Source organism: Kitasatospora sp. NPDC033851 (genome assembly GCF_055576085.1).
Map to the genome: position 1 here is coordinate 19,322 of NZ_JBVIRL010000031.1, position 25,184 is coordinate 44,505.

Sequence of the window (25,184 nt, forward strand, 5' to 3'; positions counted from 1 at the left end):
GGTCGGCAACAGCCCCGCCTCTGCCCTGCGGCACCGCTTCGCCCTGATAGCTGGCTTCGCGTCGCTGCCGGCGTTGGCTGCAGCGCTGGTCGGCCCTGTCCTGGGCGCGGTGCCCGCACCCCTGCTGCCCCTGGCACTTGCGCTGACTCTGCTGGTGGGTGCCGCGGCGTTCGCCACGAAGCTGCTCGGCACCTACTTCGGCCCGGTGGGCGTCCCCTTGGCCACACTCTCGCTCCTCACGGTCGCCAACTCGACGAGCGGGGCTACTACCGGGGTCGACCTGCGCCCGAGCGCCACGGATGCCGTCTCGGGCCTCCTGCCCCACTGGCGTCGGCCGCGTGGCCGTCGCTCTTGACGGAGGCAGGCTTTCACTCGCTCCGATGCGCGGGTTGGTAGTCAGCTGCGCGGAAGCAGCCGTGGAGATGGTCGTTGATCACACCCACGTTCTGCATGAACGCGTACACGCTCGTCGGGCCGACGAAGCGGTACCCCTGGGCCTTCAACTGCCTGGCGAGGTCCTCCGCCTGCGACGTCGATGTAGGCAGCTCGGCGTAGGACCGGGGAGCCCGCTTGCGGGTCCTCTCATAGGACTTCGCGAGCACCAGCAGGCTCGGCGAAGCGAACAGAATGACGTGCGCATTGCTGATGGTGGCCTCGATCTTGCTGCGGTTGCGGATGATCGAGGCGTCGTCCACCAGATGGTCGACATCGGCGTCCGTCATCGCTGCGACCTCTGCGACGTCGAAGCCCCGGAACGCTTTACGGAACGCGTCCCGCTTGTTGAATACGACCTTCCAACTGAGCCCGGCCTGGAAAACGCCGAGGGTGAGCGCTTCGAACATCGCTGACTCGTCACGAGTGCGGGTCCCCCACACCTCGTCGTGGTATCGGCTCAGCGCGGTGTCCTCGGCGCCCGCCCACGCGCAGCGCGGCTCCCCGTCGTATCCAATGATCACGTCGCTGCTCATCCGGCCCTCCAGCCTCTTGCCCTGCGCCTGATGCCAACCCCCGCCGACTCTGCTCTCCGCAACGGGACCCAGTTCCGACCGTGCCCGTCCACGAACACCCTCCGACGAAACGCAAGCCACGTCATCCCGTGCAGTCGTCAGCAGCCGACGTCACCACGCGTCCGCGGGCGCGTGAATCGGGTGCGTTTGGCGGGTCGGCGTCCCGCTGTGCCTGATGATCACGGTCGAGGTCGAGAGGATTCCCGCGCCCGGGCCCCCAGGTTCGGCGACCGGCGCCGAAGAGAGAGCGAAGCGGTTCGTCGCGCCGGTCGTGGCCACCGCAGGCACCATCGCCGTCATGCACGGCAACGTGGAGGCCCGGCCGTTCGCCTGGGACAAGCTCTGGCCAGGGCAAATCCCCGACGCCCCGGTGACTGCGGTCACCGTCCCGGACAACACCCTCCCCCTCGAAGGGCACGATCTGAACCTCGTCGAGGTCGGCCACACCGACACCGAGTAGACCAGCGTCCTGCACGTCCCCGGCCTCGGACTCGTGGTCGCCGGCGACGCGCTCTACAACGGCGCCCACATGTACATCTGCGAGTCGGCCGGAGGCGGCCTGGACGCCTGGCGCAACGCCATCAGCACCGTCGAGGCCCTCGCGCCTCGGTACATCGTCGCCGGCCACAAGAACAAGGACCTCGACGACGATGCCACCCGCGTCATCGCCGAGACCCGCCGGTATCTCGACGACGCCGAGGCGGCGCTGGAGGAGTGCTCCTCCGGGACCGAGTTCTTCAACACGATGGTCGACCGCCACTCCGACCTCCCCTACGGCAGGACCCTCCTGTGGGTCGGTGCGAAGACGATCTACGCCCTGCGCGAGCCGGGGGCCGACCCCATCGCCGCCGCTGGGGGCGGCTGGTTCTAGCAGCGATCGTCCCGTACCACGCGGCAGGTCGGCGGTGCCATCCGGAGTGCCGGGCCGGGAGCTGCCACACGACTGCACCCCACACCTGTTCGCGTGATATCGAGGAACTCGGTGTGGCGATGACGTTAGGACAGCCTTGTGGAGAGGGCCGCTTGCGGCGTGCGTCCGTGAGCAAGGGCGGAGGTTGGCATGAGCAATCGATTCGAGACGGCACCAGCGTCTCGCGGACGCGCCGAGCGGGTGCACCCCACGACGACATATCTGATCGTCCTGCCGGGCGGGGGCTACGCGTCGCATGCCCCACACGAGGCGGAGCCGATCGTTGCGTGGCTCTCCGCACTGGGCCTGTCGGCGAGCGTCTTCCGGTACCCGCTCCACGTGCGGCACCCCGAACCCCTCCTGGCTCTGAGGGCCGAGATCCTCCGCAGGCGCGCACAGGGGGCGGATCGCATCGGGGTGATCGGCTTCTCGGCCGGCGGGCATCTTGCGGGCCTGGCCGCACTCGCACCCGGCGACGATCAACGTGAGTCCGTCCAGTTCGCCGTCCTTGGCTACGCGATCACATCGATGGAGACCGAGACCTACCGACCCGCGCGGTTGATCCTGCTCGGGGAGAACCCCGCACCGCACCTGCGCCGCGCGACATCGCTCGACGCGCTGGTGACCACGGCGTCTCCGCCCTTCTTTCTCTGGCACACCGCCGAAGACAGCTACGTCCCGCCGGAGCACACCTACCGGCTCGCCTCGGCACTGGCCGCGCACGAGGTACCGCACGCCGTGCATGTCTTCGCCCACGGCCCGCACAGTCTCGGTCTCGCCCAGGGTGCCGGCGATGCCGCCACGTGGACGACGCTCGCGGCATCCTGGATCGCCGAACAGCTCCACCCTCAGGCCAACAACGCGTCCTGAGCAGCTCCCTCGCCGACAACGGCGGTCATCGCCTGGAGCACCGCGCTCGTCCCGCTGCGCGTGAACCCGGCCCTCGCCGTGTAGGCCCCCGTTCGACCCGGCACCACCGGCACAGCCGACAGACGCGCGCAGGCCTTCGAGGCCCGTCGCCGTGTCGGTGCGGACCTGCCATGCGAAAGTGCGGGCTGTCCGGTTGCCTGGTGCGGAGAGGCGCGTTCGCGACTTGCGACGGTCTATCGGGAGCCGAGGCTCAACGGCTCTTCGAAACGGCGGGGTTGAACGTCTCGCGGTAGGTGCGCGGTGGTACCCCGACGTGTGCTTTGAAGAGGGTCCGGAAGTTGGCCGGCGTGCCGAGGCCGCAGCGCCGTGCGACAGCTTCGACCGTCAGGTCGCTCGATTCCAGGAGCTCCCGTGCGAGGCCGAGCCTTGCGTCGAGCAGCCAACGCATGGGCGGCCGGCCGGTGTCGGCGTGGAAGCGACGGATGAGCGTGCGGCGGGACATGCCGGCCTGGCGCGCCAACTGGTCGACGGTGAGCGGCTGGTGCAGGTGGTGCAGGGCCCACTCGTACACCGGCGCCGGTCCGTCGGAGGCGTCCGGGGCCACCGGCAGGTCGGCGAACTGGGCCTGACCGCCGATGCGGTGTGGGCGGTGACCAGCAGGCGGGCCCGCTGGTTCGCCAGACGGGCGCCGTGATCGCGACGGATGAGATGCAGAGACAGGTCGAGGCCCGCGGCGACGCCGCCCGAGGTCAGCACCTTGCCTTCATCGACGTACAGCGCCTCCGGCTGCACCGTCACGTGCGGGTACTGCCTGGCCAGCGCTGCGGCGTACCGCCAGTGCGTGGTAGCCCGGCGGCCGTCGAGCAGGCCGGCGGCGGCGAGGGCGAACGCCCCCAAGCAGGTGGACACCATTCGGCTGCCGCGGGCCGCCGCCCCCGCGAGCGCGGCGGTGACCGCAACCGAAGGCGGGTCTGGCTCCAAGTACCCCGGGACTATGACGGTGTCCGCGGTCTCAAGGGCCTCCAACCCGTCGGCGACGGACAACACCGGGCCGCCGTGCATCGGGACCAGCCCGGGCCGTTCCGTGCACACCGTCAGCGAGTACGGCCCGTCCGGCCAGCTCCCGAAGACCTGCAACGGAATCCCGATGTCGAGTGCGAGGACGTTCTCGAGCGCCACCACGAGCACGTGGTGGTTGCCGCCCATGGGACCGGAGAGTCAGCCGTGTTCCGCCGAGCCGGTGAGCCGGAGCTTGCGCTGGGCCCGCTGGTAGAACGTGGTGTGGCCGAGTCGCACGACGCGTGCGGCGGCGGGCAGCATGGTCACCTCGACGACATCGCCCGGTGAGACGTGGCCGACCAGGAGGCCGTCGGCCTCGATGGCGAGGTCGCCGCTGTTCGGCAGGACTTCCAGGTCGAGCCGCTCGCCGCTGGAGAGGAACACGGAGCGGTTGAACGCGGCATGTGGAGCCACGGGGGTGATCAGCAGTCCCTCCGCGTTGGGGGAGACGATGGGGCCGCCGGCGGAGAAGCTGTACGCGGTGGAGCCGGTCGGCGTGGCGACGACGACCGCGTCGGCGGTGTAGGCCACGAAGGGCTCGCCCAGGACCCGTACGGCGACCGCCGCGGACTTGTGTCCCGGGCTGCGCAGGAGCACGACGTCATTGAGTGCCGTCTCCTGGGCTGCCCCGAAGCGGGCATGGACGCCGGAGCGGACTTCCACGGTGAAACGGTGGGCGTCGATGGCATCCAGTGCGGCAGGGAGTTCCGGTATGTCGACCTCGGCGAGGAAACCCAGGCGTCCGACGTTGACGCCCAGGACGGGCGCATGGCCCCCGGTCGCGAGCCGCATGGCGCGCAGCATGGTGCCGTCCCCGCCGAGGCTGATCAGCAGGTCGGCGCTCGTGGTCATCTCCTCGGCTTCGACCGGAATGGCCTTGCAGCCGATCCGGGCCACCTCCGCCGCCAGCCCCAGCACCTTCGTCCCCCGGGCCCGGCTCCAGCCGACCACGGCCTCCACGGTGGGCGCGCAGGTGCGCTCGGGGTGGAGTACCAGCCCCACCGTGCCGATGAATCCCATCCGGGGCACCTCGATGTCGGCCAGGCCACTGTTGCTCCCTCCAGTCACGCACAGCCGGTCGCCACCTTCAAGGTCACCGCCGGGCCCATCGTGATCACGCCGGGCCGCATCGCCTCCCGTCGGCACGGCTCGATCGGGTACGACGGACCGCCCGCTGCTGCTCGTCACGGAATCTCTGTGCGAGCCGGCTGGTTGGGATTGGGACAGACAGTGCCATGGCTTCGGTGTCGGTGTGCCGAACCGGCGACCGGCCGAGCCGTGATCGGGAGGCGTGTCCGATGACTGACAGCCCAATCCGGGGGATTGATCCCTCCGCGCAGCCGAGCGGAGACGGGTGTGTGGAGTGCCTGGCGGGAGACGGGCCGGGGTGGTGGTTCCACCTGCGGCGATGCGCCGCGTGCGGGCACATCGGCTGCTGCGACTCATCACCCTCGCAACACGGCACGAGGCATGCCCGAGAGGCGGGGCACCCGTTCCTGGCCAGCTTCGAGCCCGGTGAGGCGTGGTTGTGGAACGTCGAGACCGAGCAGTACTACGAGGGACCGGAACTGGCACCGCCCGCCGCGCACCCGGCCTCGCAGCCGACGCCCGGCCCGCGAGGCAAGGTCCCTGCCGACTGGCAGCTGCACCTGCACTGAGGCGCTCAGAGCGGCGGAGCCGGCAGACGCGGGTCCGTGACTCCACCCGGGCAAGCGAGGTAGTCGACGTCCCAGCCGGAGCGGACGGCTCCGGCCTGGTACGCGCTCTCGTAGAAGGCGAGTACGGTCGCTCTCGGATCGGCCTCCGTACGGGCCGCGGCGTAGCGCAGTACCGCCAGGTGGCTGTCGTTGAGCACGATCCACCGGGCCGATGCGGGCCTGAGCGGGTCTTCGGCCAGATGGGCGGGCTCGGGAGTGGTGTAGGAGTAGAAGGCCGGTTCGCCCAGGTCGGCGTCCCCGAACCAGAACCCGAAGCTGATCAGCTCCCGGGAGTACGCCTCGCGGGTCACCGGGTCCACCTGCGGTGGCTGGTCGACGACGCGTCCGGAGAACCGGGTGTGGGCGATGTCGAGCGAGTGCCAGAAGAGGTGGACGGGGCTGACCTTGCCCGAGAAGCGCGCCGCGAACTCCTCCAGCACCAGCCCGACCTGGCCCAGCACCTGCCAGTAGCGATTCGCCCAGGCGGGATCGTACGTCGAGTGCTCGAAGTCCTCGGCGAACGGCCGGGCGGAGTCGGCCAGCCGGTAGGGCTGGGGGACCTGGATCTCCACCCGGATACCCAGCGCCGCCAGCGCCTCCAAGGTCTGCCGGTAGAACGAGGCCACGGACTGGCCGAGGAGCGGGAAGGACTCCGTCCTGCCGTCCGCCGTCGCGACGACCAGCCGGTGGTCGACGAAGTCGAAGTCGATGGTGAAGATCGGGTTGCCGTCGACCTGTCCCATGGGCCGGGTGGTGATCCCACGCCCGGTGAGGTGGAACGGGACGTTCCACCAGTGGTTGCGCCGCACGCTCGCCGCCAGGCGGATCTTGCCCACCACCTGCGTGAAGCGGTGCAGCGTCTCCTTCGTGTCCCGCCACTCGGCGAGCGGCATCGGTGGGAACAGCTCCATCGAGTAGCCCTCCTGCCCGTCGGCCGCAGTTCCATGATGACCACGGTGGTCCGGACGCGCAGCGGTGGCCGGACCCAGCGGCCGACAGGGCGAGCTGGTCGCAGAGGTCGGTGGCTGCGTCGCAGGCTTCGGGGGCGGTCCTGGATCGAGAGGCGGTCGCGGCTCACCGCTGAGAGTAATAGTGTGGACGCCGTGTGTAGTTCTGCTGCCGTCGCTTGATGCCTGCGAGAAGAGGAAATCATGACCGGCAAGGCCAGCATCGTCTTCGCCCACGGACTCTGGGCCGACGGGTCGTGCTTCAGCAAGCTCATCCCCGCGCTCCAGGCCGAAGGGCACGAGGTGTCCGCCTCGCAGCACGGCCTCGACTCGCTCGCGGGCGACGTCGAATGCGTCACCCGCTCCATCGACCACGTGCCCGGCCCCGTCGTGCTCGTCGGCCACTCCTACGGCGGCACCCTCATCACCAAGGCCGGCACCCACGACCGCGTGGGCGCCCTGGTCTACCTCGCCGCACTCGCCCCCGACGAGGACGAGACCTCACAGGACCAGCAGGACAAGTTCGCGCGCACGCCCGTCTTCGACCACATCGACATCGCCGACGGCCGGATCTGGCTCCTCGAGTCCGGCGTCGGCGACTTCTGCGGCGATCTGCCAGCAGCTGAGCAGAAGCTCGTCCTCGCGACGGGCGCCGTGCCGGTCCCCGACCTGTTCACCCAGCAGGTCCCCGGCACCGCTTGGCGCACGAAGCCGAGTTGGTACGTCGTCGCGAACAACGACCGCACCGTGAACCCGGATCTGGAGCGGGCCGCCGCCGAGCGGATGGGCGCGAAGACCCACGCCGTCGACAGCAGCCACGTGCCCATGCTCTCGCACCCCGACTTCGTCCTCGACGTCATCCGCGACGCCGCGAAGACCCTTGAGGCATAGAGCCGGCGCCGCAGCAGCCCCCGCGCGGTCTGCCGCCCTTCGGCGTCATCCGGTGCGCTGGGCTGCTCCACCGTAACGCTGCGCCTGTCGACCACGATCCGGGTCGGGAGGCGCCTGTGCACGGGTCGCGTGACCGAAGGGCCGCCCATGAACACCACCGTCGCGGACCTGATGCGCCGCAACCTTCTCGACGTCTTCAATGAACCGGATGCCGAGCGCCGCAACGCGGCCATCGCGGTGACCTACGCCAAGGACGTCGTGTGGCACGAACCCGACCGCGTACACCGAAGCCGCGAGGCGCTCGCCCGCCGCGCCGCAGAGCTGCTCGCGCAGTCCCCGGACTGGGTCATGCGGCCCGACGGCCCCGTCTCCGTCAACGACGACCTCGGACACCTCGCCTTCCATTACGGCCCCGCCGGCCAGCCGCCCGCCGTGGCCGGCATGGACATCGCCCGCTGCAAGGACGGTGTCATCATCGAGCTCTACACCTTCGTCGGCGGGAGCAGCCAACCGACCTAGCGCGCGGTCTGGCCAGGACCGGCCAAGCGAAGTCCCGGCCGCCCGCCTGCCACCGTGTGAGCCCGAGCCCGTCACCCCTGGGCCGTGGGCCGAACGACGAGTATCAGGGCCTGAGGACGATCTTGCCGTGGGTGTGGCGGCGTTCGAGCTCGGGGTAGGCCTCGCGGACCTGCGCCAGCGGGTAGACGTTTGCGATCGGCACCTCGAGACGTCCGTCGGCGATCAGGCCGGCAAGCTCGGCGAGCACCTTGGCGCCCGGCCCGGCCGCGATCCCTCCGTCGGTCTTCACCCCGTGCCGCTCGGCGGCCGCGAAATCGGCGATGGTGTCGATCCGATCGGTCGCGACGCCGAGGGCGAGGGCCAACTCGACGTACCCGTCGCCGAAGGTGTCGATGAAGGCGTCCACGCCGCCGGGCGCGGCGGTCCTGATGCGGTCCGCGACGCCGTCACCGTACGCGACCGGGATCACGTCGTGGCTTCTCAGCCAGTCGTGGTTGCTCTCGCTCGCCAGGCCGATGACCGTGGCCCCGGTGCGGCGGGCGAGCTGGACGGCGAGCGAGCCGACTCCACCGGCGGCTCCGGAGATGACGACGGTCTCGCCCTCCTCGGGCTGGACGGCGTGGACCGCACCCCATGCGGTGACGCCGACGACGTACAGGCTGCCGGCCACCTCCCATGAGACCTTCTCCGGCTTGGGCGTGAGGTCACCGGCCTCGACCAGGACCAGCTCGGCCTGGGAGGCCCGCTTGTTGCTGAAGCCGATCACCTCGTCGCCGGGCGAGAGCCCGGCCGCCCCGGCTCCGACCTCTTCGATGACCCCGGCGAGGTCGCTGCCCTGTCCGGACGGGAACGTCGACGGGAACGTCTGTGCCACCGCCCCCGTTCGGATGACCGCCTCACTGGGGTTGATGCCGGCCGCTTTCACGCGTACGAGGACCTGCCCGTCCCCGGGCACCGGGCGTTCCACCTCGTCGACCCGCAGCACGTCGATCCCACCGAACTCGTCGTACCTGACCGCCCTGGGCATGATCTCTCTCCTTCGACCTGCTGAAGCCGGCAGGGCTCTGGCTACGCCCGCCGGAGTTCGAGCACGGGAATGATGCGGATTCCGGCGGTCTGGCGTGCGTACTCGGCAAAGCCGGGGTACCGCCGTGCCTGCTCGGCGTAGATGCGGTCGCGTTCGGCGCCGACAAGTTCGCGGACGGTCACCCGGTAGGTCGCGGTTCCGCGTTCGATGGTGCCCTCACCGGCGGCGATCAGGTTGCGATACCAGTCCGGGTTGGTGGGTGCTCCGCTCTTGGTTGCGAAGACGTAGACGATGTCCGGCTCGGTGTCGTGCGGGAGGTACATCATCGGGGTGACGTGCTCCCGGCCGCTCTTGCGGCCGCGGTGATGGACGAGGACCAGCGGAGCGCCCTCGAAGACCCCGCCGACCCTGCCCTCGTTTGCTCGGAACTCTGCGATGGTCTTTGCGTTCCAGTCGACTGCTTCGCTCATGTCGGACTCCTGTCGTCCACAATCCGGGCCATGCGCTGGGAGGATGAGCTGCAGGGACACAGCGGTCGGGACGTAGCCCACCCGGGCCTTCTCCAGCATCCGGCGGAACCGACGCCCCTGGCGAACCCGGGTCCCGCGCCGCGCCTCGACCGGTCCGGTCCCATCGGCGACGACGCCGCCATGCCGTCGCCCGACTCGGCTTGTGATCGAAAGCGTCCGGGCGAGGGCCCGGGGTTGCTGCTGTCGCCGAGTTCGAGCTCACGCCTGGCCGGCAGCTGCCGCACCTGGGCGAGCCGCCTTCGTGTCTGGATTCACGGGTGGGTGGAGTCGACAGCGGCGCGCGCCTGGTCGAGGTCGACGACCTCGCCGTTGAACCCGAACTGGTCCAGGTCGCCTCCCGGCGCCTCGATGCGGGCGGTGGCGGCCAGGCCGCCGGCCTTCACGGGGTCGAACCCGGCCGCGCGGATCAGCCGTCCGGCCGTCGCCGCGCCGTTCTCGTCGTCGGTGGCGTAGAAGAGCGCCGCACGCCGCGGCGCGCGGTTCGCGTTCGCGGCGAGCACCTCCGCGGTGAGGGTGCCGAACGCTTTCACGTAGTGGGCGCCTCCGGGCAGCAGGGCGGCGACCACTGACCCGGCCGATTGCCCGTCAGGCAGCGACCGCACGATCTGGCCCTTCTCGTCGAACGCGACCGGGTTCGACGGGTCGATGACGACCTTCCCTTCGAGCAGCGGTCGAACCTGCGGGATCAGCTCCCTCATGGCATCCAGCCAGACCGCGAACACGACGGTGTCCGCGCCCGTGATCGCGTCCTGCACGGAGGCGGCACGTGCGAGCGGCCCGAGCTCGTCCGCGAGCGCCTCTGCGCGCGAGGCGCCCTTCCCCGCCAGGACGACGCTTTCACCCCCGGCCACCAGGTGCCGGGCCACGACACGCCCGATGTAGCCGACGCCTACGATTGCGGTGGTCATCTCCGGCCTTCCTCTCGGTTGACGTTGAGTCAGTTCTAACTCAGATGTCCCAGATATCCCGGATGTCGTCGGGCAGCAGCTCGAGTGCCTGATATGCCCTCACCCAGTCGACCGACTCCCCGTGCTCGACGATCAGCCCGTCCTTGACCCGGAAGAAGTCGGGCGTGGTGAAGTCGGCCGCCCGGCCGCTCCCGGCGATAGTGCCGCCCCATACGCTCTGGAAGGCGGGCCGGTCGTACCCGGCGACCATGTACGTCTGCAGGGCCCGCCCGTCGGGCATCGCCCCGCAGCTGATCGCGAGCGCACTGGCGAACGCGTCGCGGCCGTCGGGTATCCAGCCGGAAGTCTTGCGGGTACTCCTCGCCGACCACGTCGACGTCCTCGGGCTTCCCGGTGGTGATCACGCCGCCGTCGAGGTGGGCGGCGGACCATGGCCCGGGACTCCTCGCGCGAGACAGGCCGTCCGGCGGCCCTGCCGAAGGCGGGGCCGACCTTCCTGGGGACCGGGCCGCTCGCCGATTCCTCGACGCCGAGGACGTGCCGGAAGGCGTTGGCGCCCTTGGGGACGGCGCCGATCGCGACCGGGGGCGCGGTAGGTATCGAGAACCTGAAAGTGCTCGACAATCTGGTCGTCGTGCGGCCGGCTGCTGGCCACGCAAGATGAGACCAGCGCCGACGCACCGAACCCGACACCTTCCGCGTACCCGTCGGGGCCGGCGATCTCGCACGCGGGAGTCCAATGGTGAGGATCCCGCCGGCTGCGCTCCTAGTTCATCACCAGGCCGCCGTCGACGGGTCAGTGTCTGGCCCGTCAGCGCGGCGGCGTCGTCGCCGACGAGCATCGCCACCACGGATGCGGTGTCGTCGGGGGTGAGCGGGCGGGGCAGCGCCTGGTGCGCCGCGACCTCCTCGAACTCCTCCGTCGGCACCACGCCGGTAGCCGGCGTGCGAGTCAGTCCTGGGGCAACAGCCGTGACGGCGATTCCGTGGCTGCCGAGCCCGGCGGCGAGGCTGTGGGTCATGCCGATCAGCGCCCCCTTGGACGCCACGTACGCGAGCATGTGCGCGCCCGCGGGACGCCAGAACGTGTTGGACACGATGAAGACCACCCTGCCGAAGCCGTTCGCGCGCATTCCCGGCGCGAACGCCTGGGTGAGCAGCAGTGCCGACTCGACGTTCACCGCCTGGACCTGACGCCACAGGTCGAGTTCGAAATCCTCGAACGGCCCGAAGGCGGCCATGGCGGCCGAGTGGACCAGAACATCGCACCTGCCGTAGCGGTCCAGCACCACCCGCGCGGCCCGGCGCACATCGTCCGGATCACCTGGATCGACCGAGACGTCGCCCGTGCGGTCGAGCACGACCACGGTGTGCTCGGCTGCGAGCCGCGCGGCGATCGCGCCGCCGATCGCCCCGGCGCCGCCGGTCACGACCGCAACCCGACGGCTCCCGACAGTCTCAGTAGATGCGGTGGACACTGCTCAGCGCTCCTCTCACTGCCGAACTCGTCGGCACCCGGGCTGCCCACCTCGGCGACCAGCCGGCACAGGGAAGTCGTCCGACTCGGGACAAGCCAAGCCCGTGCACGCGTCGTCCGACCTGGCTCTCCTCATGAGTTCCGCTCCGACAACAGATGTTCAGCAGCTTCGCCAGCACCTGGCGCTCGACGGATTTGATCGGCAGCCGCCGGTCCCCGCCGCCCGGTCGCTTCCTGTGCGTGTCGCCCTCGGCCGGGTGCGATGGTCGGCCCCGGGCTGCTAGCCCTGCTTGATCGCGGAGATGTCGAATTCCAGGACGACCTTGTCGCCGACCAGGACGCCGCCGCCTTCCAGGGCCGCGTTCCAGGTCACGCCGAACTCCTTGCGGGAGATGGTCACCGATCCTTCCAGGCCGACCCGCAGGTTGCCGTAGGGGTCGACGGCGTTGCCGGTGTACTCGAAGTCGATGGTGACCGGGAGGGTCGTGTCCTTGATCGTGAGGTCGCCGGTGACGCGGTACTCGGAGTCGGCGCGGGGCTCGACCGCGGTGGTGCGGAAGGTGATGTCGGGAAAGTTGGGGGCATCCAGGAAGTCGTTGGTGCGCAGGTGCTGGTCGCGCTGTTCGACGCCGGTGTCGATGCTCTCGGCCTTGATCACCACCTGGGCACTGGAGCGGGCCGGGTCGGTGCCGTCCAGGTGGGCGGTGCCCTCGAACTGGTGGAACGCGCCGCGGACCTTGGTCACCATGGCGTGGCGGGCGACGAATCCGATCCTGGTGTGGGCGGGGTCGAGGACGTAGTCCCCAGTGAGCTCGGAGCCGGTGACGGTCATGGCTGAGATGCCTCCGTAAGACGGGATCCAGGCGACGGTTCGCCCGGATTGTTCCGGACTCACGCTAGGGCGCGACCGCTTCCCGGACCGGCCCGACGCACGGGGCGGCTGCAGAGTGCGCCCCCGTCCAGCGATCTCGGGCCGTCGGCTTGCCACTGCCGACGCGTTCGGCGCCACCGCCAACCCCGGCCGGTGACCCGCGGTAGTGCGTGGGCCCGCCGTCCGGGCGGCGGTGCCGTGTCAGCCGAGCGCACGGTCGAGGTTGAAGGCGGCGCTGATCAGTGAGAGGTGGGTGAAGGCCTGGGGGAAGTTGCCGAGCTGTTCACCGGTCGGGCCGATCTCCTCCGCGAACAGACCGAGGTGGTTGGCGTAGGTGAGCATCTTCTCGAAGGCGAGCCGGGCCTCCTCCAGTCGGCCGGCGCGGGCCAGCGCCTCCACGTACCAGAAGGAGCAGATCGAGAAGGTGCCCTCGGGGCCGTGCAGGCCGTCGGGGCTGGTGGTCGGGTTGTAGCGGTAGACCAGCGAGTCGGAGACCAGGTCGGTGGTGAGGCCGTCCAGGGTGGAGAGCCACTTGGGGTCGGTGGGCGAGACGAACTTGGTCATCGGCATCATCAGCAGCGAGGCGTCCAGCTCGTCGTTGTCCAGGGTCTGGACGAACGCGCCTCGCCGGGCCGACCAGCCGCGCTGCATGATCTGCCGGTAGATCGCGTCACGGGACTGCCGCCAGCGGGGCAGGTCGGCCGGCAGGCCGCGGCGGTTCGCCATCCGTATCGCCCGCTCCAGCGCCACCCAGCACATCAGCCGCGAGTAGACGAAGTCCCTGCGGCCCGCGCGGGTCTCCCAGATTCCCTCGTCGGGCTGGTCCCAGTGCTCGCAGAGCCAGTCCGCGACCGCGCCGACCTCGTCCCAGCGGTCGCTGCTGATCGGCTGACCCCACTTGTCGTACAGGTAGACGGAGTCGATCAGAGCTCCGTAGATATCCAGCTGGAGCTGGCCGGTGGCGGCGTTGCCGACCCGGACCGGCGCGGAGCCGAGGTAGCCCTCCAGGTGCGGCAGCTCGTACTCGGGCAGCTCGCTGCGCCCGTCGATGCCATACATGAGCTGCAGCGGGCCGGTCGCACCGGTGCCGCGCATGATGCCGCGCTCGTCGAGGAACCCCATGAACGCCTCGGCCTCCGAGGTGAACCCCAGCCGCAGCATGGCGTAGACGCAGAAGGCGGCGTCCCGGACCCAGACGTAACGGTAGTCCCAGTTGCGCTCGCCGCCGATCCGCTCCGGCAGGCTGGTAGTCGGTGCGGCGACGATCGCCCCGGTCGGCGCGTAGGTGAGCAGCTTGAGGACCAGGGCGGAGCGGTTCACCATTTCCCGCCACCGCCCCTGGTAGCGCGAGCCGGCCAGCCAGTGACGCCAGAACCGGACGGTCGCCTCGGCCTGCTCCTGTGCCTCGGCGCGCGGACAGGATCGCGGGGCCACGTCGTCGCCGATCTGGTCGAGGGCGAAGACGTGGGACTCGCCCTCGAGGAGCTTGAAGTGCGACCACACGTCCAGGCCGTCGCTCTTCAGGGGTGCGGTGGCGGTCAGGGCGAGCGTCAGGGACGGGGAGCGGAAGACCGCCTCGTTGCCTTCGAGGTGTGTGGTGTGGGCTTCGGCGCCGTAGCCGAAGCGCGGGGCGATGCGCGCTCTGAAGGGGAGGGTTCCGCGGACGCAGAGCACCCGCCGGATCAGCCGGTGCCGCGCTGTCTCGCGCGCCTCGTCGACCACGGGCATGAAGTCCTGGATCTCCGCCACGCCGTCTGCGGCGAAGAACCGCGTGATCAGCACGTTCGTGTCGGGGAAGTAGAACTGCCTGGTGCGGGTCGTGACATCGGCGGCCAACTCGAACGACCCGCCCCGGTCGGCGTCGAGGATGGACCCGAACACACTGGGCGCGTCGAAGCGCGGGCAGCAGTACCAGTCGATGGTGCCGTCCGTGCCGACCAGGGCGGTGGTACGAAGATCGCCGATCAGGCCGTGTTCGGAGATCGGTGTGTAGCGGCAGCTGCCCGCCTGTTCGAAACCAGTCGTGTCGAACGCCATGCCGGCCTCCCTGCCGCTGCGGCGCGGGCCTGGAGATGAGCCTTGCTTTTCATGCTAGATCGCCACCCGAGGCGCGGCCCCGGCGGAGCCGCGCGGGCAGGACTCGGCAGCCGACTCGCTTCAGGCGATCCGCCGGCACTTCCCGAGGTGGGTGCGGAGGCTGCCGCCGAGCGGTCGATCGACACCTCCCTGCCGCTCACCTGCAGCCACGCCGAGCCGTGCACCTGGGCGCGCTCACCAGCGGCGCGACCCATCGCGCCGCATCCACGCCAAGGAGCCGCGGCTGGCGCGGTAGGTGGGCGTCAGGGCCAGCGCCGCAGGAGCGGACGGCGGGTCCGGTGCTGCGCCGGTCGAGAACGGGGGTGCGCGGTGGAGCCGGTCGCGGGCGGTCACCATTCGTCCGGCATCGTGATCGGCGCGAACGAGCCCCTCTCTGTCAGCCTTGAGTGAGGCGTCGGGGGAATTGGCGCCGCCTGCCCGGCGACATCGCCGGCCAGAATTCGGGCGGGCGGGGAAGCGGGCGTCGAGGGAGCGCCATCTTGCGGCGATCCTCGCCGAGGCCTCTCCCTCGTTTGCACGGGGGCGGGGGCCCGCACCCGACCCGGCCCCGACGGCGACACACCCACCCAGGGACTGTCAGACAGGCCGAAACCGGGGGCGTTCCGCCGAATCCACCGGAACCTGGTGGCGACGACCGGCCGTCGGCGTTGCGAGACCGCCGCTCGCCGTCGGGACGCCGCTGCTCACCGGCTCGGCGCGCGGCTGCTCACCCGTCGTCCGGCCGGTGGTTGTTGCCGTCCCGGCACCCGATGTCGGTGGCGGCATCGGGTCCGTCGGTCGGTCGAGGGTGACGGCCGGTCTGTGCGGTGCCGTGCCGTCGAGCGCGGGGTCAGGGGTTTGAGGGGTGGGTCTCGGTCCAGTCGACGAGCAGGCGGCGTTCGGCGAAGAGCCAGGTGCTGTCCGGCTGCTTGGCGAACACGTCGAGGTAGCGCAGGGAGGCGATCATCAGCGTTCGCCGGCCGTCGGCCTCGTAGAGGTGATGGGCGAGGGTGTAGGACTCTCCGGTGGCCTGGTCGCCGTCGAGGTCGATGGTGCTCTGGCCGTTGAAGTGGGTCGTCGCACGGTAGGTGCGCAGGTTCTCGAAGACCGGGAGGATCTGGGCGTGGCCGCGGAGGTCCTGGGTGGGCTCATCGGAACGTGCGTCCATGAAGACCAGGAATCGTGCGTCCTCGGTGAACAGGGCCAGCTGGCCCTGGGAGTCGCGGCGGTCGGCGCAGTGGGCGTAGGCGTCGAACAGTTCCCGGATGGCGAGGCGGTCGGCCGTTTCTTGAGGGGAGAGCGGGGAGTGGATGGCCACGGGATGATCCTTCGGGTGCGAGAAGAGCGGTGAATGGGGGAGGGGAGAGGCACGCTCGGCGGTGTCTGCTCGCCCACGCGCGGACACCTCACCGGCCGGGTGGCGGGCCGGTGGCAGACTGCCCGGAGCGGAGGCGGTACGTGACGGCGATCCCCCAGGGGAGTCCGAAGAGTGCCACGAGGGCCAGGGCGAGCAGCAGAGGCGGGGGACGGGTCGCACCGATCCCGAGGCAGATGAGCGCCGACACCGTGCAACCGACGGCAAGGGCTCGGTAGAGCCGGCGTTCCGCGCGCCAGGCGGTCAGGCTGCCGGCGACGAGCATCGTCGTGCACAGCACGGTTGCCGCGCCTCCGCACAGAATCCATGCGGTGGCGGCGGTGGTGCGCATGGCGTGGGCGTGTTCGACGAGGCCGACCATGGCTGCGCCCATGGCGGCGACGGCTGCGGTGAGCGGCAGGTGAGTGAGCATCCACTGTGCGGTGGCCGGTGGCGCGGGTCTGGGGGCTCGGTGGCCGGCGAAGTCGAAGTAGGTCCACCAGGCGCCGAAGCCGACCACGACGCAGACCAGGCCGACGGCGAGCGTTCGCGCGTCGACGGGTGAGTGGGCGAGTCCGTCGACGACGCCGGTCACGGTCTCGCCGAGGACGATGATGATGAGGAGCCCGAAGCGCTCGATGAGCGCGGCGGTGACGGCGAGAGCGTGCGCCGCCGCCGGTGGGGCGATGACGGCGGCGGCGAAGCCGGCCAGGTAGGCCGCGTCCAGGAGACCCCAGGACCAGACCCGGGCGCCCGCCGGGAGCAGCGCGCTCGCGGCGAGGACGGCGGCGCACGCCGCGGTGCCGGCGATGAAGAGCGTGCTGGTCCGGCGGTACTCGGGCCGGTCGCCCCGGGATCCCAGCAGCCACAGCACGGCCAGCACGGCGAACAGCACCGCGGCCGCGAGGGCGAAGGCGTCCCCGCGGGTTCCGCCGGCCTCCGGGAGGAAGGCGCCCAGCGGGACCAGTACCAGGATCTGCAGCAGGAACGTCGTGCGGCCTCGGGTGTCCTCGCGGCCGTGCAGTTCGTGATGCAGGCTGCCGTTGATCCATGCGATCCACACCAGCGTGAACACGGTGGCGTACTCGCCGAGGCCACGCCAGGTGAGCTCTTTGGCGAGGCGGTGTGCGGCCTGCGCCACCAACGCGACGACGACCAGGTCGTAGAAGAGCTCCAGCGGACCGACGACCCGCTCGCGTGGCTGCTCTCCATGTGACCTGGGTGGCTGCCACAGCAGACGCCGGACGCGGTGCAGGAGCCGCGGCGACCGATCGGGGTCGCTGCCGCCGACTGTCTCCGCGTCACCGGCGCGATCAGGCTCACTGCCCACGGTGGCGACTTCCTGGAGGCCGGCCTGCCCGAGGACGGCGAAGGCGCGAGGCGGCGACGTATCCGAGTGCTCCTTCCGGCCTGCGGCCGGCGAACGGATGGGATGCGGTCGCGCACCAGCCAGTATTGAGCATGCAGGTCACGTCCAGGACGTGTGACATGCCGCGGCGGGTCATGGTGGGCAGCGGCACGTGTTTTGCGGGTCGGACGCTTGCCCGAGGCCATCGTCACCGGTCGCTCACGGTTCCGTATCCGCGCCGAGGGCGACCCCGATGCGGGGGTGTCGTCAGTTGCGCAGGGTTTTCATGGCGGTGGCCCAGGACTCGACCTGGTCGAACAGGGTGGTGATGGCTCTGTCGTGGTGCGCGGCGGGCTTGAACAGCGAGAGGTCCTCGAAGTCGGTGAACAGGGAGAATGCCAGCTGCTGGTTGACGTGGGCGAGCTGGACCGCGCTGGCGATCGCGCGCAGGTGCTCGACCGCGCGGGTGCCGCCGGCGGTGCCGTACCCCACGAAGGCTGCGGCCTTGTTGTTCCACTCCTCGTACGCGTAGTCGATGGCGTTCTTCAGGACGCCGGGGACGGAGTGGTTGTACTCGGGGGTGACGAAGACGTATCCGTCGTACTCGGCGACTTTCGCGGCCCATGCCCTGGTGTGCTCGCCCTGGTACTGGCCCATGGAGGGCGGCAGGGGCTCGTCCATGTGCGGCAGCGGGTAGTCGAGGAGGTCGACCAGCTCGTACTCGGCGGCGGTCCGGGCCCCGGCGCGGTCGATGACCCAGTCGGCGACTGCCTTCCCGTTGCGGCCGGGGCGGGTACTGCCGAGGATCACTGCGATCTTGAGGGTGTTCATGGGAACGGTTCCTTGTGTGTCAGTCCTGGGCGGCGCGGACCGCAGGCCGAGTGGCGGGCCCGGACCGAGGGTGCTGGGCCCGTTCGACGGTGAAGGTGACCGGGGCCGGGACGCCGGCGCCCTGTCCGGTGCCGGTCGAGGTGAACCTGATCTACGGGTGGACGGCGGCGTCCGGCGGAGCAGGTGAGACCGCCTCGCGGTCGTGCCTCCGGCGGAGAAGCGCGCTGGGCCGGCCACCGCCCGGGCCCCGAGGGGAGCATCGGCACATAGGCCCGGCTCCGGTGCGTTGGCGGTCATGACGACCTCTATATCAATTGAACATTCAAGTCAAAGCGTAGACCCGATGGCCCGGCCGCTCAAGTCAGATCCCGGCCGCTGAACGACTCTTGCGCTCTGCCGGCATGTAGTACCTCGCTCGCGGTCCGAGCGAGCTCACGCCGTCGCTCTCACTTTAAAATTCAAGTCAAAATGAGTGGGCGGAATTCCTCTGGACCGTCGGTCCGGCGCGGGTCAGCGGACGGGGGAGTCGATGCGTCCGAGGATGCGCTCGGCGTCCTGGCCGAGGCGGCGCAGCCGTTCGCCGGACAGGTTGTCGATGACCAGGTGGCGAACGTAGGCAACGTGGCTGGGTGCGGCCGACTCCAGCTTGCTCATGCCGGCGGGCAGGAGGATCGCGTTCGTGAAACGCCCGTCGGCCGGGTCCGGCGCACGCTGGACGTAGCCGCGGCCTTCGAGGCGCTTCACAAGGTGGGACAGCCGGGACAGCGATGTGCTGGTGTGGTCGGCGAGGGTGCTCATCCGCAGGGTCCACCCGGGCGACTCGGACAGCATCGCCAGGGCCATGTACTCGACCATGCTCAGTCCGGTGTCCCTCTGCAACTGGGCGTCGATGGCCCAGGGAAGGCGCGTGATCAGCCGAACGACGGACATCCACGACGACAGCTCAGCAGGCGCCAGCCACAAGTCGGCATGTTCGTCCGAAGACGGCGACCCGTCGGAGGTGGTCATCTCGCGAGCGTATCAGCGCCCTGGGGCCGGTCGGCCGGTGCGCGGAGCGGCACTCTCGGCCTGCCCGCAGCCGCTCAGCGCGCGAGCCCGCGCCCGGGAGGCATCCTGGAGTGGGTCCACCGGCCGCTTCGGATCAGCGTGACGGTTAGCCCCGGGGTTCCGCAGTCGCGCCCTTTCGGGGGAGGAGGGCGACTCGGCGAAGAGAGCAGGGCCATGTTGCGCCCTGAACGTGCCTTCACCGCCTCGGACAAGCTCCCGTCAACCCCAGCGGGTCCTCGTCGACCTGATCGCGCTGCCTGTGGAGGGAGGTGCGCGCAGTGGACGTGATGGGCCGCAGCGTCCGCGGCCTGCACGTCAGCACCGGCCAGCGGCCGCTGCCACCGGGCCATTTAAAGCTGTCACTTGGGCGGGCCGGGCTCGTTGGGCACGGGACGGCACGCCGCCCCACCGGGAGCGGGCCGGACGACGATGGATGAGGTCGACGTGGCCGGCTGGCTGCAGGTGGGGTCATCGTGCCCGCCGAGTGAGAATGGTGGCCGGAAAACGATTTCTGACGGTGCGGCAACCTTTCGGCGAGCGGCGGCAACCAGGAGACGAACGCCGACGCGGACGGTACGGACCCGGGGCGTTCGCGCGGTGCACCCGAGGAGGGGACGCCGGGCTCCCTGAATCCGTACCGGTAAGGACAGCCGAGACGTGAGCAAGCGAGCGATACGCCCCAGGCACGCCAGGATCGCGGCCCTGGGCGGTACCGTCGCCCTGGTGGCCGCCGCCGCAGTCGGCGGCCTGTGGGCCAGCGCCGATGCGGCCGGACCCGCCGTGGCACCGGGCGACTACACCCTGGCCAACGCGGCGAGCGGCCTGTGCCTGGACGCTCCCGCGGCCGACGGCGCGGGCGAGGGAACGCGGTTGACCCAGGGGCCGTGCGACCGGAGCGGCGCGCGGAGCTGGCGGCTGACCGCGACGGGCGGCGGATTCCGGCTGGCGGCCGCGTGGGACGGCAGCTGCGCCGGGGTGCGGGACGGGAAGAGCGGCGCGGGTGCGGCCGTCGAGCAGGAGGCGTGCACGGACGCGGCGGCGCAGACCTGGACGGTGAAGGCGGTCGACGGCGGCTACCGCGTCGTCAACGCGGCGAGCGGGAAGTGCCTGGCCGTCAAGGACGGCTCCACCGCGACCGATGCGCCCGTGCAGCAGAACTCCTGCGACTCCGCCCCGGCGAAGCGTTGGTCCTTCACCTCGGTCGGGGCGACGCCGACGGCTTCCGCGAGCGCGTCCGCGGAACCCCGGCCGACGCCGTCCGCCTCGGCCACGAACACGACGGGTGTGATCCCGTCGTGGCCGGCACCGAAGGGTGCGGACGTACCGCTGACTGCCACCCAGAAGGTCGTCACCCTCTTCGACGGCGGGGGCCGGCGCTTCGTCGGCAGGGGGCCGCTCGGCATGGGCGACCAGTCGGAGAACCAGCCCGCGATGTTCGAACTCGCCGACGGCGCCGTCCTGCAGAACGTCATCCTGGGCGACCCGGCCGCCGACGGCGTGCACTGCGCGGGCAGCTGCACGCTGCGCAACGTCTGGTGGGAGAACGTCGGCGAGGACGCCGCCACCTTCAAGGGCACCTCCGCCGACCAGGTGATGACGGTCGACGGCGGCGGCGCGCGCGGCGCCGCGGACAAGGTCTTCCAGCACAACGGGCCCGGCACCTTCGTGATCAAGAACTTCCGGGTCGAGGGCTTCGGCAAGCTCTACCGCTCGTGCGGCAACTGCAAGACCCAGTACCAGCGGCACGTCGTGATCGACAACGTGATCGCCACCGCCCCCGGGAAGAAGATCGTGGGCATCAACGCGAACCTCGGCGACACCGCCACCATCACCCGCCTCACCGTCGCCGGCGACTCCGCCCACCGGATCACGGTCTGCCAGCGCTACACCGGCGTCACCAGCGGCGAGCCCAAGGAGGCCGGCGACGGCCCCGACGGCCGCAGCTGCCGCTACACCGCGGCCGACGTCACCTACCGCCCGTAGAGTCCCGGCCCCGGTCCGGTGCGGTCCGCCGCCGCACCGGGCCGGTCAGAAGGTCAGTGGGTGCGGGCGAAGTCGCCCCAGACGGAGCTGGTGTCGGTGTCGGCGCGGTACGTGTCGTCCTTGGCGTCTCGGCCGCCCGTCGCGTGGTTGTACTGCCCGGCGAAGACGTGCTGGCCGGCGGGGACGGTACGGCCGGGCTTGAGGGTCCAGCGGTAGACCAGGAAGGCGCCCTCCTGTCCGGCCGTCACGTCGAACGCGTCGGCGGGCTGGGTCTGCCACTGGCCGGTGTCCTGGACCCCGGCCGTCAGGGCGATCCGCAACTCGACGGTGAGCGCGGTCAGCGGCTGGGTCGTCTTCAGGGTGAGGTTGCTCTGCGTCCAGTACGTGGTGCTGTGCGGGTCGACGGAGCCGTCCGACCAGAGCGGGCCGTCCTCGGGGTGCCGGTTCCGGCAGACCTCGTCGCCCTCCTCGTCGCACAAGCACGCGCCGCACGCGGCGCACAACTCCCAGCTGTCCTCGCAGCGCCGCGGCGGGTAGGCCATCTCCTCCCCACACCAACCGCACTCACGGATGTCGTGGATATCGCCCTGCTGCTGATTCGTCACGGACGAAACGTAGCCGACAAGATCATCTGTAGTGCTTTAGCCGCCGCTGCGGCCCGCTCACCGGTCTGCTTGCCGTGCCTGCCGTTCGGGGCGGCCGCCCGCTGCGCCCCGCCTGCCTGTCTGCCGCGCTGCCGTTCGGGCCGGGGGCAAGCTGACCGATCAGCAGAACGCGCTCCTGGACGCCCTCCACCGGCACGCCGAGACCGTTACCGGCTGACCTGCCCCGCAAGACCCCGCCGTCCCGTCCCATCTCGGGCCGGGACGGCCGTCCGCACCTGGTTCCCGACGTCCGGAGGTACCATGCGATGACCGACACCACCCGCCCCGACCCCTGCCACCGCACCCGAGCGGCTGGAGCTGGCCGCCTCCCGGAGCTGGCCCGCACCCGCCGACCGGGACCTGGGCCGCCCGGTCCTCGACTCCCCACTGGTGCACGGCGCGGTGTGGCTGCGCTGGACCGGCCACGACGGCATCCGCACCCTCCACCAGGGCGCCGGCCTCGCCCGCGGCTGGACCGAGCGCGACGTCGAGGACCTCGACGGCTGGGTGGCCCTGGTCGACGGGCGGGTCGTCCACCCGGAGCGGCCTGGACGGCGCGCTGCAGCCCGTCGTGCACGCCGCGGCGTGGCAGGCCGGATCGACTCTGCACGCCGCCCTCGCCCAGCACCCCACCCAAGACCGGCACCGACTCCTACCGCCTCGCCAGCACCCGTGCCCGGGCCGAAGCATCCAGCACGGCCAGCTGACGGCCGCGGTTCCCAGCTCGCCTGCTCGCCGCCCGGAAGACGGCGGGCAGGCTCCTCATCGCAAGCTCGTGGAGTGAGCCCAGACTTGCTGGACTGTTCGGTAGTCGATCACACGTATGTCTTCCTGCCGGAGGATGTCACGGGCCTGCGGCGATGTCAGGAACTCGTAGTCCGTCCGGCGCACGAGCCATCCATCGTCGATGGCCCGCGACTTCACATCGCCCAGACCGGCATGGACCGCCCATTCGCTGAGCCCAGGAGGCAGGTTGCGCAGCAGCTGAGCGTATCGGTCCCCCTTGTCGTGGATGGCGAGGGAGAAGCTGTCCACGAAGCCCACCTCGCGGGCACGGGCTGCGCACCGCCTACGCCGGGCAGGGGCTACTCCCCTTTCAGGCGGATCAACATGCCGTGCAGGACCTGGGTGGCCCACCCCGCTTGAGGTTCCCGGCCGTACGGCCGACGGTGGAGAGGCCATGATCCGTCGCCCGCGGCGCCCGAACGGCTCGGGGCAGGTCGTCCGCAGGCATCGGACGACGACGACCCAAGGGGAACCATGCCGTTCATCCAAGCCAGCCATCGTCGTCGTATCCGTGCCGCGGCAGCGGTCACTACGGCGGCGCTTCTGGCAGCAGGCTGCTCCTCCTCCGCGCCTGGCGGTGGTGCGTCGTCCAAGGCGAGCTCACCGTCCGCTGCTATCGCGATGCTGCGGCAGCGCCTCGCCGCCTTGCAGAAGCCGCTTGGACCCGACGAGGCTCAGCGTGCCTTCGAGGGCGTGTCGGCAGCGATGACGGGAATCAGCGAGGACTCCCTCAGCATCGAGCTGGTGAACTGGCAGCTGCAGCAGTTGAGCACCCCGCAGGGCCGGAAGACCTATCTGGCCAACAACGCCGTCCTCAACGGGCACATCCTGCCTGCCGGTGGTTCCTCGGCGCCCGCCGCGCCGACGCTCGGTGCGGCGGCCCCATCCGGCCACGGCCGGGGGGAACAGCCCGCGGCGTACCGCGACACGCCGAACGCTGGCGCAGGCCTGTCCTTCTATTTCGTCAACGGTGTCCTCAACGACGCTGTCTCGGCGGGGGAGGGTAAAGGCCTGCTGGAGAGCTCACTCACTCAGATGCTGGGCTTTCCTGTGAACGTCAATCTGATCTTCAACGCGTCCGGTGCCGACATCGCGTGGTACACCTACAACGCCTGCCAGCATGCACAGGCCGTCACCGCCAACCACCCCGTTCCAGAGACCGAGCAACTGGTGAAGGCCGTCTGCGTGCTCAGCGCTGCCGGTGCGGTCGCGCTGCCACAGAGGATGATTGCCGACGTCGGCAAGCTGTTCATGCAGAAGACACTGGACCCGAACTTCGCGTCCGATCCGGTGAACGCGATGCTGCTGGACTCCGTGCACAAGGATCTCCAGAGCGGGAAGCGCGTTGTGCTGATCTCGCATAGCGAGGGCGGTCTCTATCTGCGCAACGCGCTGTCCAGGATCGGTGCGGGGGCGCCGGTCGGGGCGGTCTTCATCGCCCCGCCGTTCGGCACCGGCCAGGAACTGAACACCAACCCCACACGCTATGTCATGTTCAACTGGGACTGGCTCCTGATGGAGATCGCCAATGTGCCCGGTGGACAGATCTCCCATGTCGACCCCACAGTCGAGGCCGCTGCGCCGCAGGTCGTCTACGACGGTAGCGTCAAGTCGCGCTTCGACATCCACTACCTGGCCAACTACCTGTACTGCGGCTCGGCTTCCGCCAAGCAGATCGGCGACCGTACGCGGGAGGTGGTGGACTACGTCAACTCGGTCCCCGCCTCCCGGGGTGCCGCACGCCCGCCGCTGCCCGGGGAGTCCGGTGTGGCGGCGCCCCACGGTGACGGCCTGCTGCCGCAGCAGACGGAGATCTGTGCGGTGCCTCAGCCGTCGAGTGAGACGCCGACGACGCAAACTCCGAGTGAGACGCCGACGACGCAAACCCCGAGTGAGACGTCCTCCAGCCCGTCCTACTACGTCTTCATCCTCACCAACGTCGCCGATCCAGGGAACATCCTCGTCGGCACCCCCGACGACGTCACCGGCAAACGCACCTGCGACTTCATCGACGGCGGCAAATGCGCCGACCAGGGCGGCGCTGACGTCCCCTTGCAGTTCACCGCAAAGCTGGGCCCGTACCCGACCCTCCAAGTCGCCCAGGCCGCATACTGCGCGAACGCCACCAACCCGCACGCCGGCCCAGGGGGCGCCGGCACCAAGGTTGACATCTTCGGCGGCAGTTACTGGGCTGACAACATCAACTTCAGCTGCCCGACCACACCGTGACAGACAGGTAAGCGCTCCACTTCATCGAGCACGAAGTCAAGGAGAGCAACACCCTGACCGTCTCCTTCCCCGGCCACCTCTGACATCCCCGCACTGCGCCGGACGGTGTCCGGCCGGCGCAATGCGGTGGGCGCGTCGTGGCACACACGACCGCATCCGGCGGCAGGGGTGTT

Annotated in this window: 23 protein-coding genes and 2 pseudogenes; 8 read left to right on the top strand and 17 right to left on the bottom strand. The window is 70.4% G+C overall.

Annotated elements, in window-relative coordinates; genetic code table 11:
- Positions 1 to 368: 368 nt before the first annotated feature.
- Complete coding sequence (locus tag ACZ51D_RS36845) at positions 369 to 968, bottom strand: DNA-3-methyladenine glycosylase I (protein WP_465664714.1); 600 nt, start codon at positions 966 to 968, stop codon at positions 369 to 371.
- A gap of 214 nt (positions 969 to 1,182) precedes the next feature.
- On the opposite strand from ACZ51D_RS36845, the gene ACZ51D_RS36850 reads away from it, so the two are divergent.
- The 3 genes from ACZ51D_RS36850 to ACZ51D_RS36860 all read left to right on the top strand — a co-directional run bounded on the left by ACZ51D_RS36850 (position 1,183) and on the right by ACZ51D_RS36860 (position 2,787).
- Entirely contained in the window at positions 1,183 to 1,467 is a 285-nt protein-coding gene (locus tag ACZ51D_RS36850) for an MBL fold metallo-hydrolase (protein ID WP_465664715.1), read from the top strand.
- 33 nt (positions 1,468 to 1,500) lie between these two features.
- Positions 1,501 to 1,878, top strand: coding sequence for a hypothetical protein (locus ACZ51D_RS36855; protein ID WP_465664716.1), 378 nt, complete (start codon positions 1,501 to 1,503; stop codon positions 1,876 to 1,878).
- Between the two features lie 189 nt (positions 1,879 to 2,067).
- A complete protein-coding gene (locus ACZ51D_RS36860) occupies positions 2,068 to 2,787 on the top strand; it encodes an alpha/beta hydrolase (RefSeq protein WP_465625088.1) in 720 nt (239 codons plus the stop codon).
- Positions 2,788 to 3,037: 250 nt separating this feature from the next.
- On the opposite strand, the pseudogene ACZ51D_RS36865 reads toward ACZ51D_RS36860, so the two are convergent.
- Together ACZ51D_RS36865 and ACZ51D_RS36870 are read right to left on the bottom strand one after the other, a co-directional pair.
- Positions 3,038 to 3,993 (bottom strand): annotated as a pseudogene (locus ACZ51D_RS36865) (GlxA family transcriptional regulator).
- A 12-nt stretch (positions 3,994 to 4,005) separates the two neighbouring features.
- Positions 4,006 to 4,914, bottom strand: a complete 909-nt coding sequence (locus ACZ51D_RS36870) for an NAD(+)/NADH kinase (RefSeq protein WP_465664717.1) — start codon at positions 4,912 to 4,914, stop codon at positions 4,006 to 4,008.
- A 230-nt stretch (positions 4,915 to 5,144) separates the two neighbouring features.
- Here ACZ51D_RS36870 and ACZ51D_RS36875 point away from each other — a divergent pair, with 230 nt between their 5' ends.
- Positions 5,145 to 5,504: a UBP-type zinc finger domain-containing protein gene (locus ACZ51D_RS36875; protein WP_465625084.1), complete on the top strand. Its 360-nt coding sequence runs from the start codon at positions 5,145 to 5,147 to the stop codon at positions 5,502 to 5,504.
- 5 nt (positions 5,505 to 5,509) lie between these two features.
- On the opposite strand, the gene ACZ51D_RS36880 is transcribed toward ACZ51D_RS36875, so the two are convergent.
- The gene (locus ACZ51D_RS36880) at positions 5,510 to 6,454 is read right to left on the bottom strand and encodes a DUF5996 family protein (protein WP_465664718.1); all 945 of its coding nucleotides are present in this window, start codon (positions 6,452 to 6,454) and stop codon (positions 5,510 to 5,512) included.
- Positions 6,455 to 6,694: 240 nt separating this feature from the next.
- Here ACZ51D_RS36880 and ACZ51D_RS36885 point away from each other — a divergent pair, with 240 nt between their 5' ends.
- Together ACZ51D_RS36885 and ACZ51D_RS36890 are read left to right on the top strand one after the other, a co-directional pair.
- Positions 6,695 to 7,381, top strand: coding sequence for an alpha/beta fold hydrolase (locus ACZ51D_RS36885; RefSeq protein ID WP_465625080.1), 687 nt, complete (start codon positions 6,695 to 6,697; stop codon positions 7,379 to 7,381).
- Between the two features lie 147 nt (positions 7,382 to 7,528).
- Positions 7,529 to 7,900: a nuclear transport factor 2 family protein gene (locus ACZ51D_RS36890; RefSeq protein ID WP_465664719.1), complete on the top strand. Its 372-nt coding sequence runs from the start codon at positions 7,529 to 7,531 to the stop codon at positions 7,898 to 7,900.
- A 103-nt stretch (positions 7,901 to 8,003) separates the two neighbouring features.
- Here ACZ51D_RS36890 and ACZ51D_RS36895 read toward each other — a convergent pair whose 3' ends face one another.
- From ACZ51D_RS36895 to ACZ51D_RS36945, 11 genes and pseudogenes are all read right to left on the bottom strand, one after another.
- Complete coding sequence (locus ACZ51D_RS36895) at positions 8,004 to 8,927, bottom strand: NADP-dependent oxidoreductase (RefSeq protein WP_465664720.1); 924 nt, start codon at positions 8,925 to 8,927, stop codon at positions 8,004 to 8,006.
- A 41-nt stretch (positions 8,928 to 8,968) separates the two neighbouring features.
- The gene (locus ACZ51D_RS36900; protein WP_465664721.1) at positions 8,969 to 9,397 is read right to left on the bottom strand and encodes a nitroreductase family deazaflavin-dependent oxidoreductase; all 429 of its coding nucleotides are present in this window, start codon (positions 9,395 to 9,397) and stop codon (positions 8,969 to 8,971) included.
- A gap of 311 nt (positions 9,398 to 9,708) precedes the next feature.
- On the bottom strand, positions 9,709 to 10,365 hold the full coding sequence (locus tag ACZ51D_RS36905) for an NADPH-dependent F420 reductase (protein WP_465664722.1): 657 nt from the start codon (positions 10,363 to 10,365) through the stop codon (positions 9,709 to 9,711).
- A 40-nt stretch (positions 10,366 to 10,405) separates the two neighbouring features.
- A complete protein-coding gene (locus ACZ51D_RS36910) occupies positions 10,406 to 10,699 on the bottom strand; it encodes an ester cyclase (protein WP_465664737.1) in 294 nt (97 codons plus the stop codon).
- A 523-nt stretch (positions 10,700 to 11,222) separates the two neighbouring features.
- Positions 11,223 to 11,843, bottom strand: a pseudogene (locus ACZ51D_RS36915) (SDR family NAD(P)-dependent oxidoreductase); the annotation flags it as partial.
- A gap of 279 nt (positions 11,844 to 12,122) precedes the next feature.
- Entirely contained in the window at positions 12,123 to 12,674 is a 552-nt protein-coding gene (locus tag ACZ51D_RS36920; RefSeq protein ID WP_465626687.1) for a YceI family protein, read from the bottom strand.
- Between the two features lie 240 nt (positions 12,675 to 12,914).
- The gene (locus ACZ51D_RS36925) at positions 12,915 to 14,750 is read right to left on the bottom strand and encodes a glycoside hydrolase family 15 protein (RefSeq protein ID WP_465626685.1); all 1,836 of its coding nucleotides are present in this window, start codon (positions 14,748 to 14,750) and stop codon (positions 12,915 to 12,917) included.
- Positions 14,751 to 15,639: 889 nt separating this feature from the next.
- A complete protein-coding gene (locus ACZ51D_RS36930) occupies positions 15,640 to 16,107 on the bottom strand; it encodes a nuclear transport factor 2 family protein (RefSeq protein WP_465664723.1) in 468 nt (155 codons plus the stop codon).
- 88 nt (positions 16,108 to 16,195) lie between these two features.
- Complete coding sequence (locus ACZ51D_RS36935) at positions 16,196 to 17,473, bottom strand: low temperature requirement protein A (protein ID WP_465664724.1); 1,278 nt, start codon at positions 17,471 to 17,473, stop codon at positions 16,196 to 16,198.
- 285 nt (positions 17,474 to 17,758) lie between these two features.
- Entirely contained in the window at positions 17,759 to 18,322 is a 564-nt protein-coding gene (locus ACZ51D_RS36940; RefSeq protein ID WP_465626679.1) for an NADPH-dependent FMN reductase, read from the bottom strand.
- Between the two features lie 510 nt (positions 18,323 to 18,832).
- Complete coding sequence (locus ACZ51D_RS36945; RefSeq protein ID WP_465664725.1) at positions 18,833 to 19,330, bottom strand: MarR family winged helix-turn-helix transcriptional regulator; 498 nt, start codon at positions 19,328 to 19,330, stop codon at positions 18,833 to 18,835.
- A 696-nt stretch (positions 19,331 to 20,026) separates the two neighbouring features.
- On the opposite strand from ACZ51D_RS36945, the gene ACZ51D_RS36950 reads away from it, so the two are divergent.
- On the top strand, positions 20,027 to 21,352 hold the full coding sequence (locus ACZ51D_RS36950; protein WP_465626675.1) for a pectate lyase: 1,326 nt from the start codon (positions 20,027 to 20,029) through the stop codon (positions 21,350 to 21,352).
- A gap of 53 nt (positions 21,353 to 21,405) precedes the next feature.
- On the opposite strand, the gene ACZ51D_RS36955 is transcribed toward ACZ51D_RS36950, so the two are convergent.
- Together ACZ51D_RS36955 and ACZ51D_RS36960 are read right to left on the bottom strand one after the other, a co-directional pair.
- Positions 21,406 to 21,957 (bottom strand): hypothetical protein, encoded by a 552-nt coding sequence (locus ACZ51D_RS36955; RefSeq protein ID WP_465626673.1) that lies wholly within the window; start codon positions 21,955 to 21,957, stop codon positions 21,406 to 21,408.
- An 801-nt stretch (positions 21,958 to 22,758) separates the two neighbouring features.
- Entirely contained in the window at positions 22,759 to 23,031 is a 273-nt protein-coding gene (locus ACZ51D_RS36960; protein WP_465626671.1) for a hypothetical protein, read from the bottom strand.
- Between the two features lie 225 nt (positions 23,032 to 23,256).
- On the opposite strand from ACZ51D_RS36960, the gene ACZ51D_RS36965 reads away from it, so the two are divergent.
- On the top strand, positions 23,257 to 25,011 hold the full coding sequence (locus ACZ51D_RS36965) for a lipase family protein (RefSeq protein ID WP_465626669.1): 1,755 nt from the start codon (positions 23,257 to 23,259) through the stop codon (positions 25,009 to 25,011).
- Positions 25,012 to 25,184 lie beyond the last annotated feature (173 nt).

Bases quoted from the DNA above. Each gene is read 5' to 3' on its own strand.
- ACZ51D_RS36850 (WP_465664715.1), top strand. From the start codon at position 1,183: ATGATCACGGTCGAGGTCGAGAGGATTCCCGCGCCCGGGCCCCCAGGT.
- ACZ51D_RS36875 (WP_465625084.1), top strand. From the start codon at position 5,145: ATGACTGACAGCCCAATCCGGGGGATTGATCCCTCCGCGCAGCCGAGC.
- ACZ51D_RS36920 (WP_465626687.1), bottom strand. From the start codon at position 12,674: ATGACCGTCACCGGCTCCGAGCTCACTGGGGACTACGTCCTCGACCCC.
- ACZ51D_RS36890 (WP_465664719.1), top strand. From the start codon at position 7,529: ATGAACACCACCGTCGCGGACCTGATGCGCCGCAACCTTCTCGACGTC.
- ACZ51D_RS36845 (WP_465664714.1), bottom strand. From the start codon at position 968: ATGAGCAGCGACGTGATCATTGGATACGACGGGGAGCCGCGCTGCGCG.
- ACZ51D_RS36895 (WP_465664720.1), bottom strand. From the start codon at position 8,927: ATGCCCAGGGCGGTCAGGTACGACGAGTTCGGTGGGATCGACGTGCTG.
- ACZ51D_RS36900 (WP_465664721.1), bottom strand. From the start codon at position 9,397: ATGAGCGAAGCAGTCGACTGGAACGCAAAGACCATCGCAGAGTTCCGA.
- ACZ51D_RS36885 (WP_465625080.1), top strand. From the start codon at position 6,695: ATGACCGGCAAGGCCAGCATCGTCTTCGCCCACGGACTCTGGGCCGAC.
- ACZ51D_RS36925 (WP_465626685.1), bottom strand. From the start codon at position 14,750: ATGGCGTTCGACACGACTGGTTTCGAACAGGCGGGCAGCTGCCGCTAC.
- ACZ51D_RS36945 (WP_465664725.1), bottom strand. From the start codon at position 19,330: ATGACCACCTCCGACGGGTCGCCGTCTTCGGACGAACATGCCGACTTG.
- ACZ51D_RS36940 (WP_465626679.1), bottom strand. From the start codon at position 18,322: ATGAACACCCTCAAGATCGCAGTGATCCTCGGCAGTACCCGCCCCGGC.
- ACZ51D_RS36965 (WP_465626669.1), top strand. From the start codon at position 23,257: ATGCCGTTCATCCAAGCCAGCCATCGTCGTCGTATCCGTGCCGCGGCA.
- ACZ51D_RS36880 (WP_465664718.1), bottom strand. From the start codon at position 6,454: ATGGAGCTGTTCCCACCGATGCCGCTCGCCGAGTGGCGGGACACGAAG.
- ACZ51D_RS36860 (WP_465625088.1), top strand. From the start codon at position 2,068: ATGAGCAATCGATTCGAGACGGCACCAGCGTCTCGCGGACGCGCCGAG.
- ACZ51D_RS36905 (WP_465664722.1), bottom strand. From the start codon at position 10,365: ATGACCACCGCAATCGTAGGCGTCGGCTACATCGGGCGTGTCGTGGCC.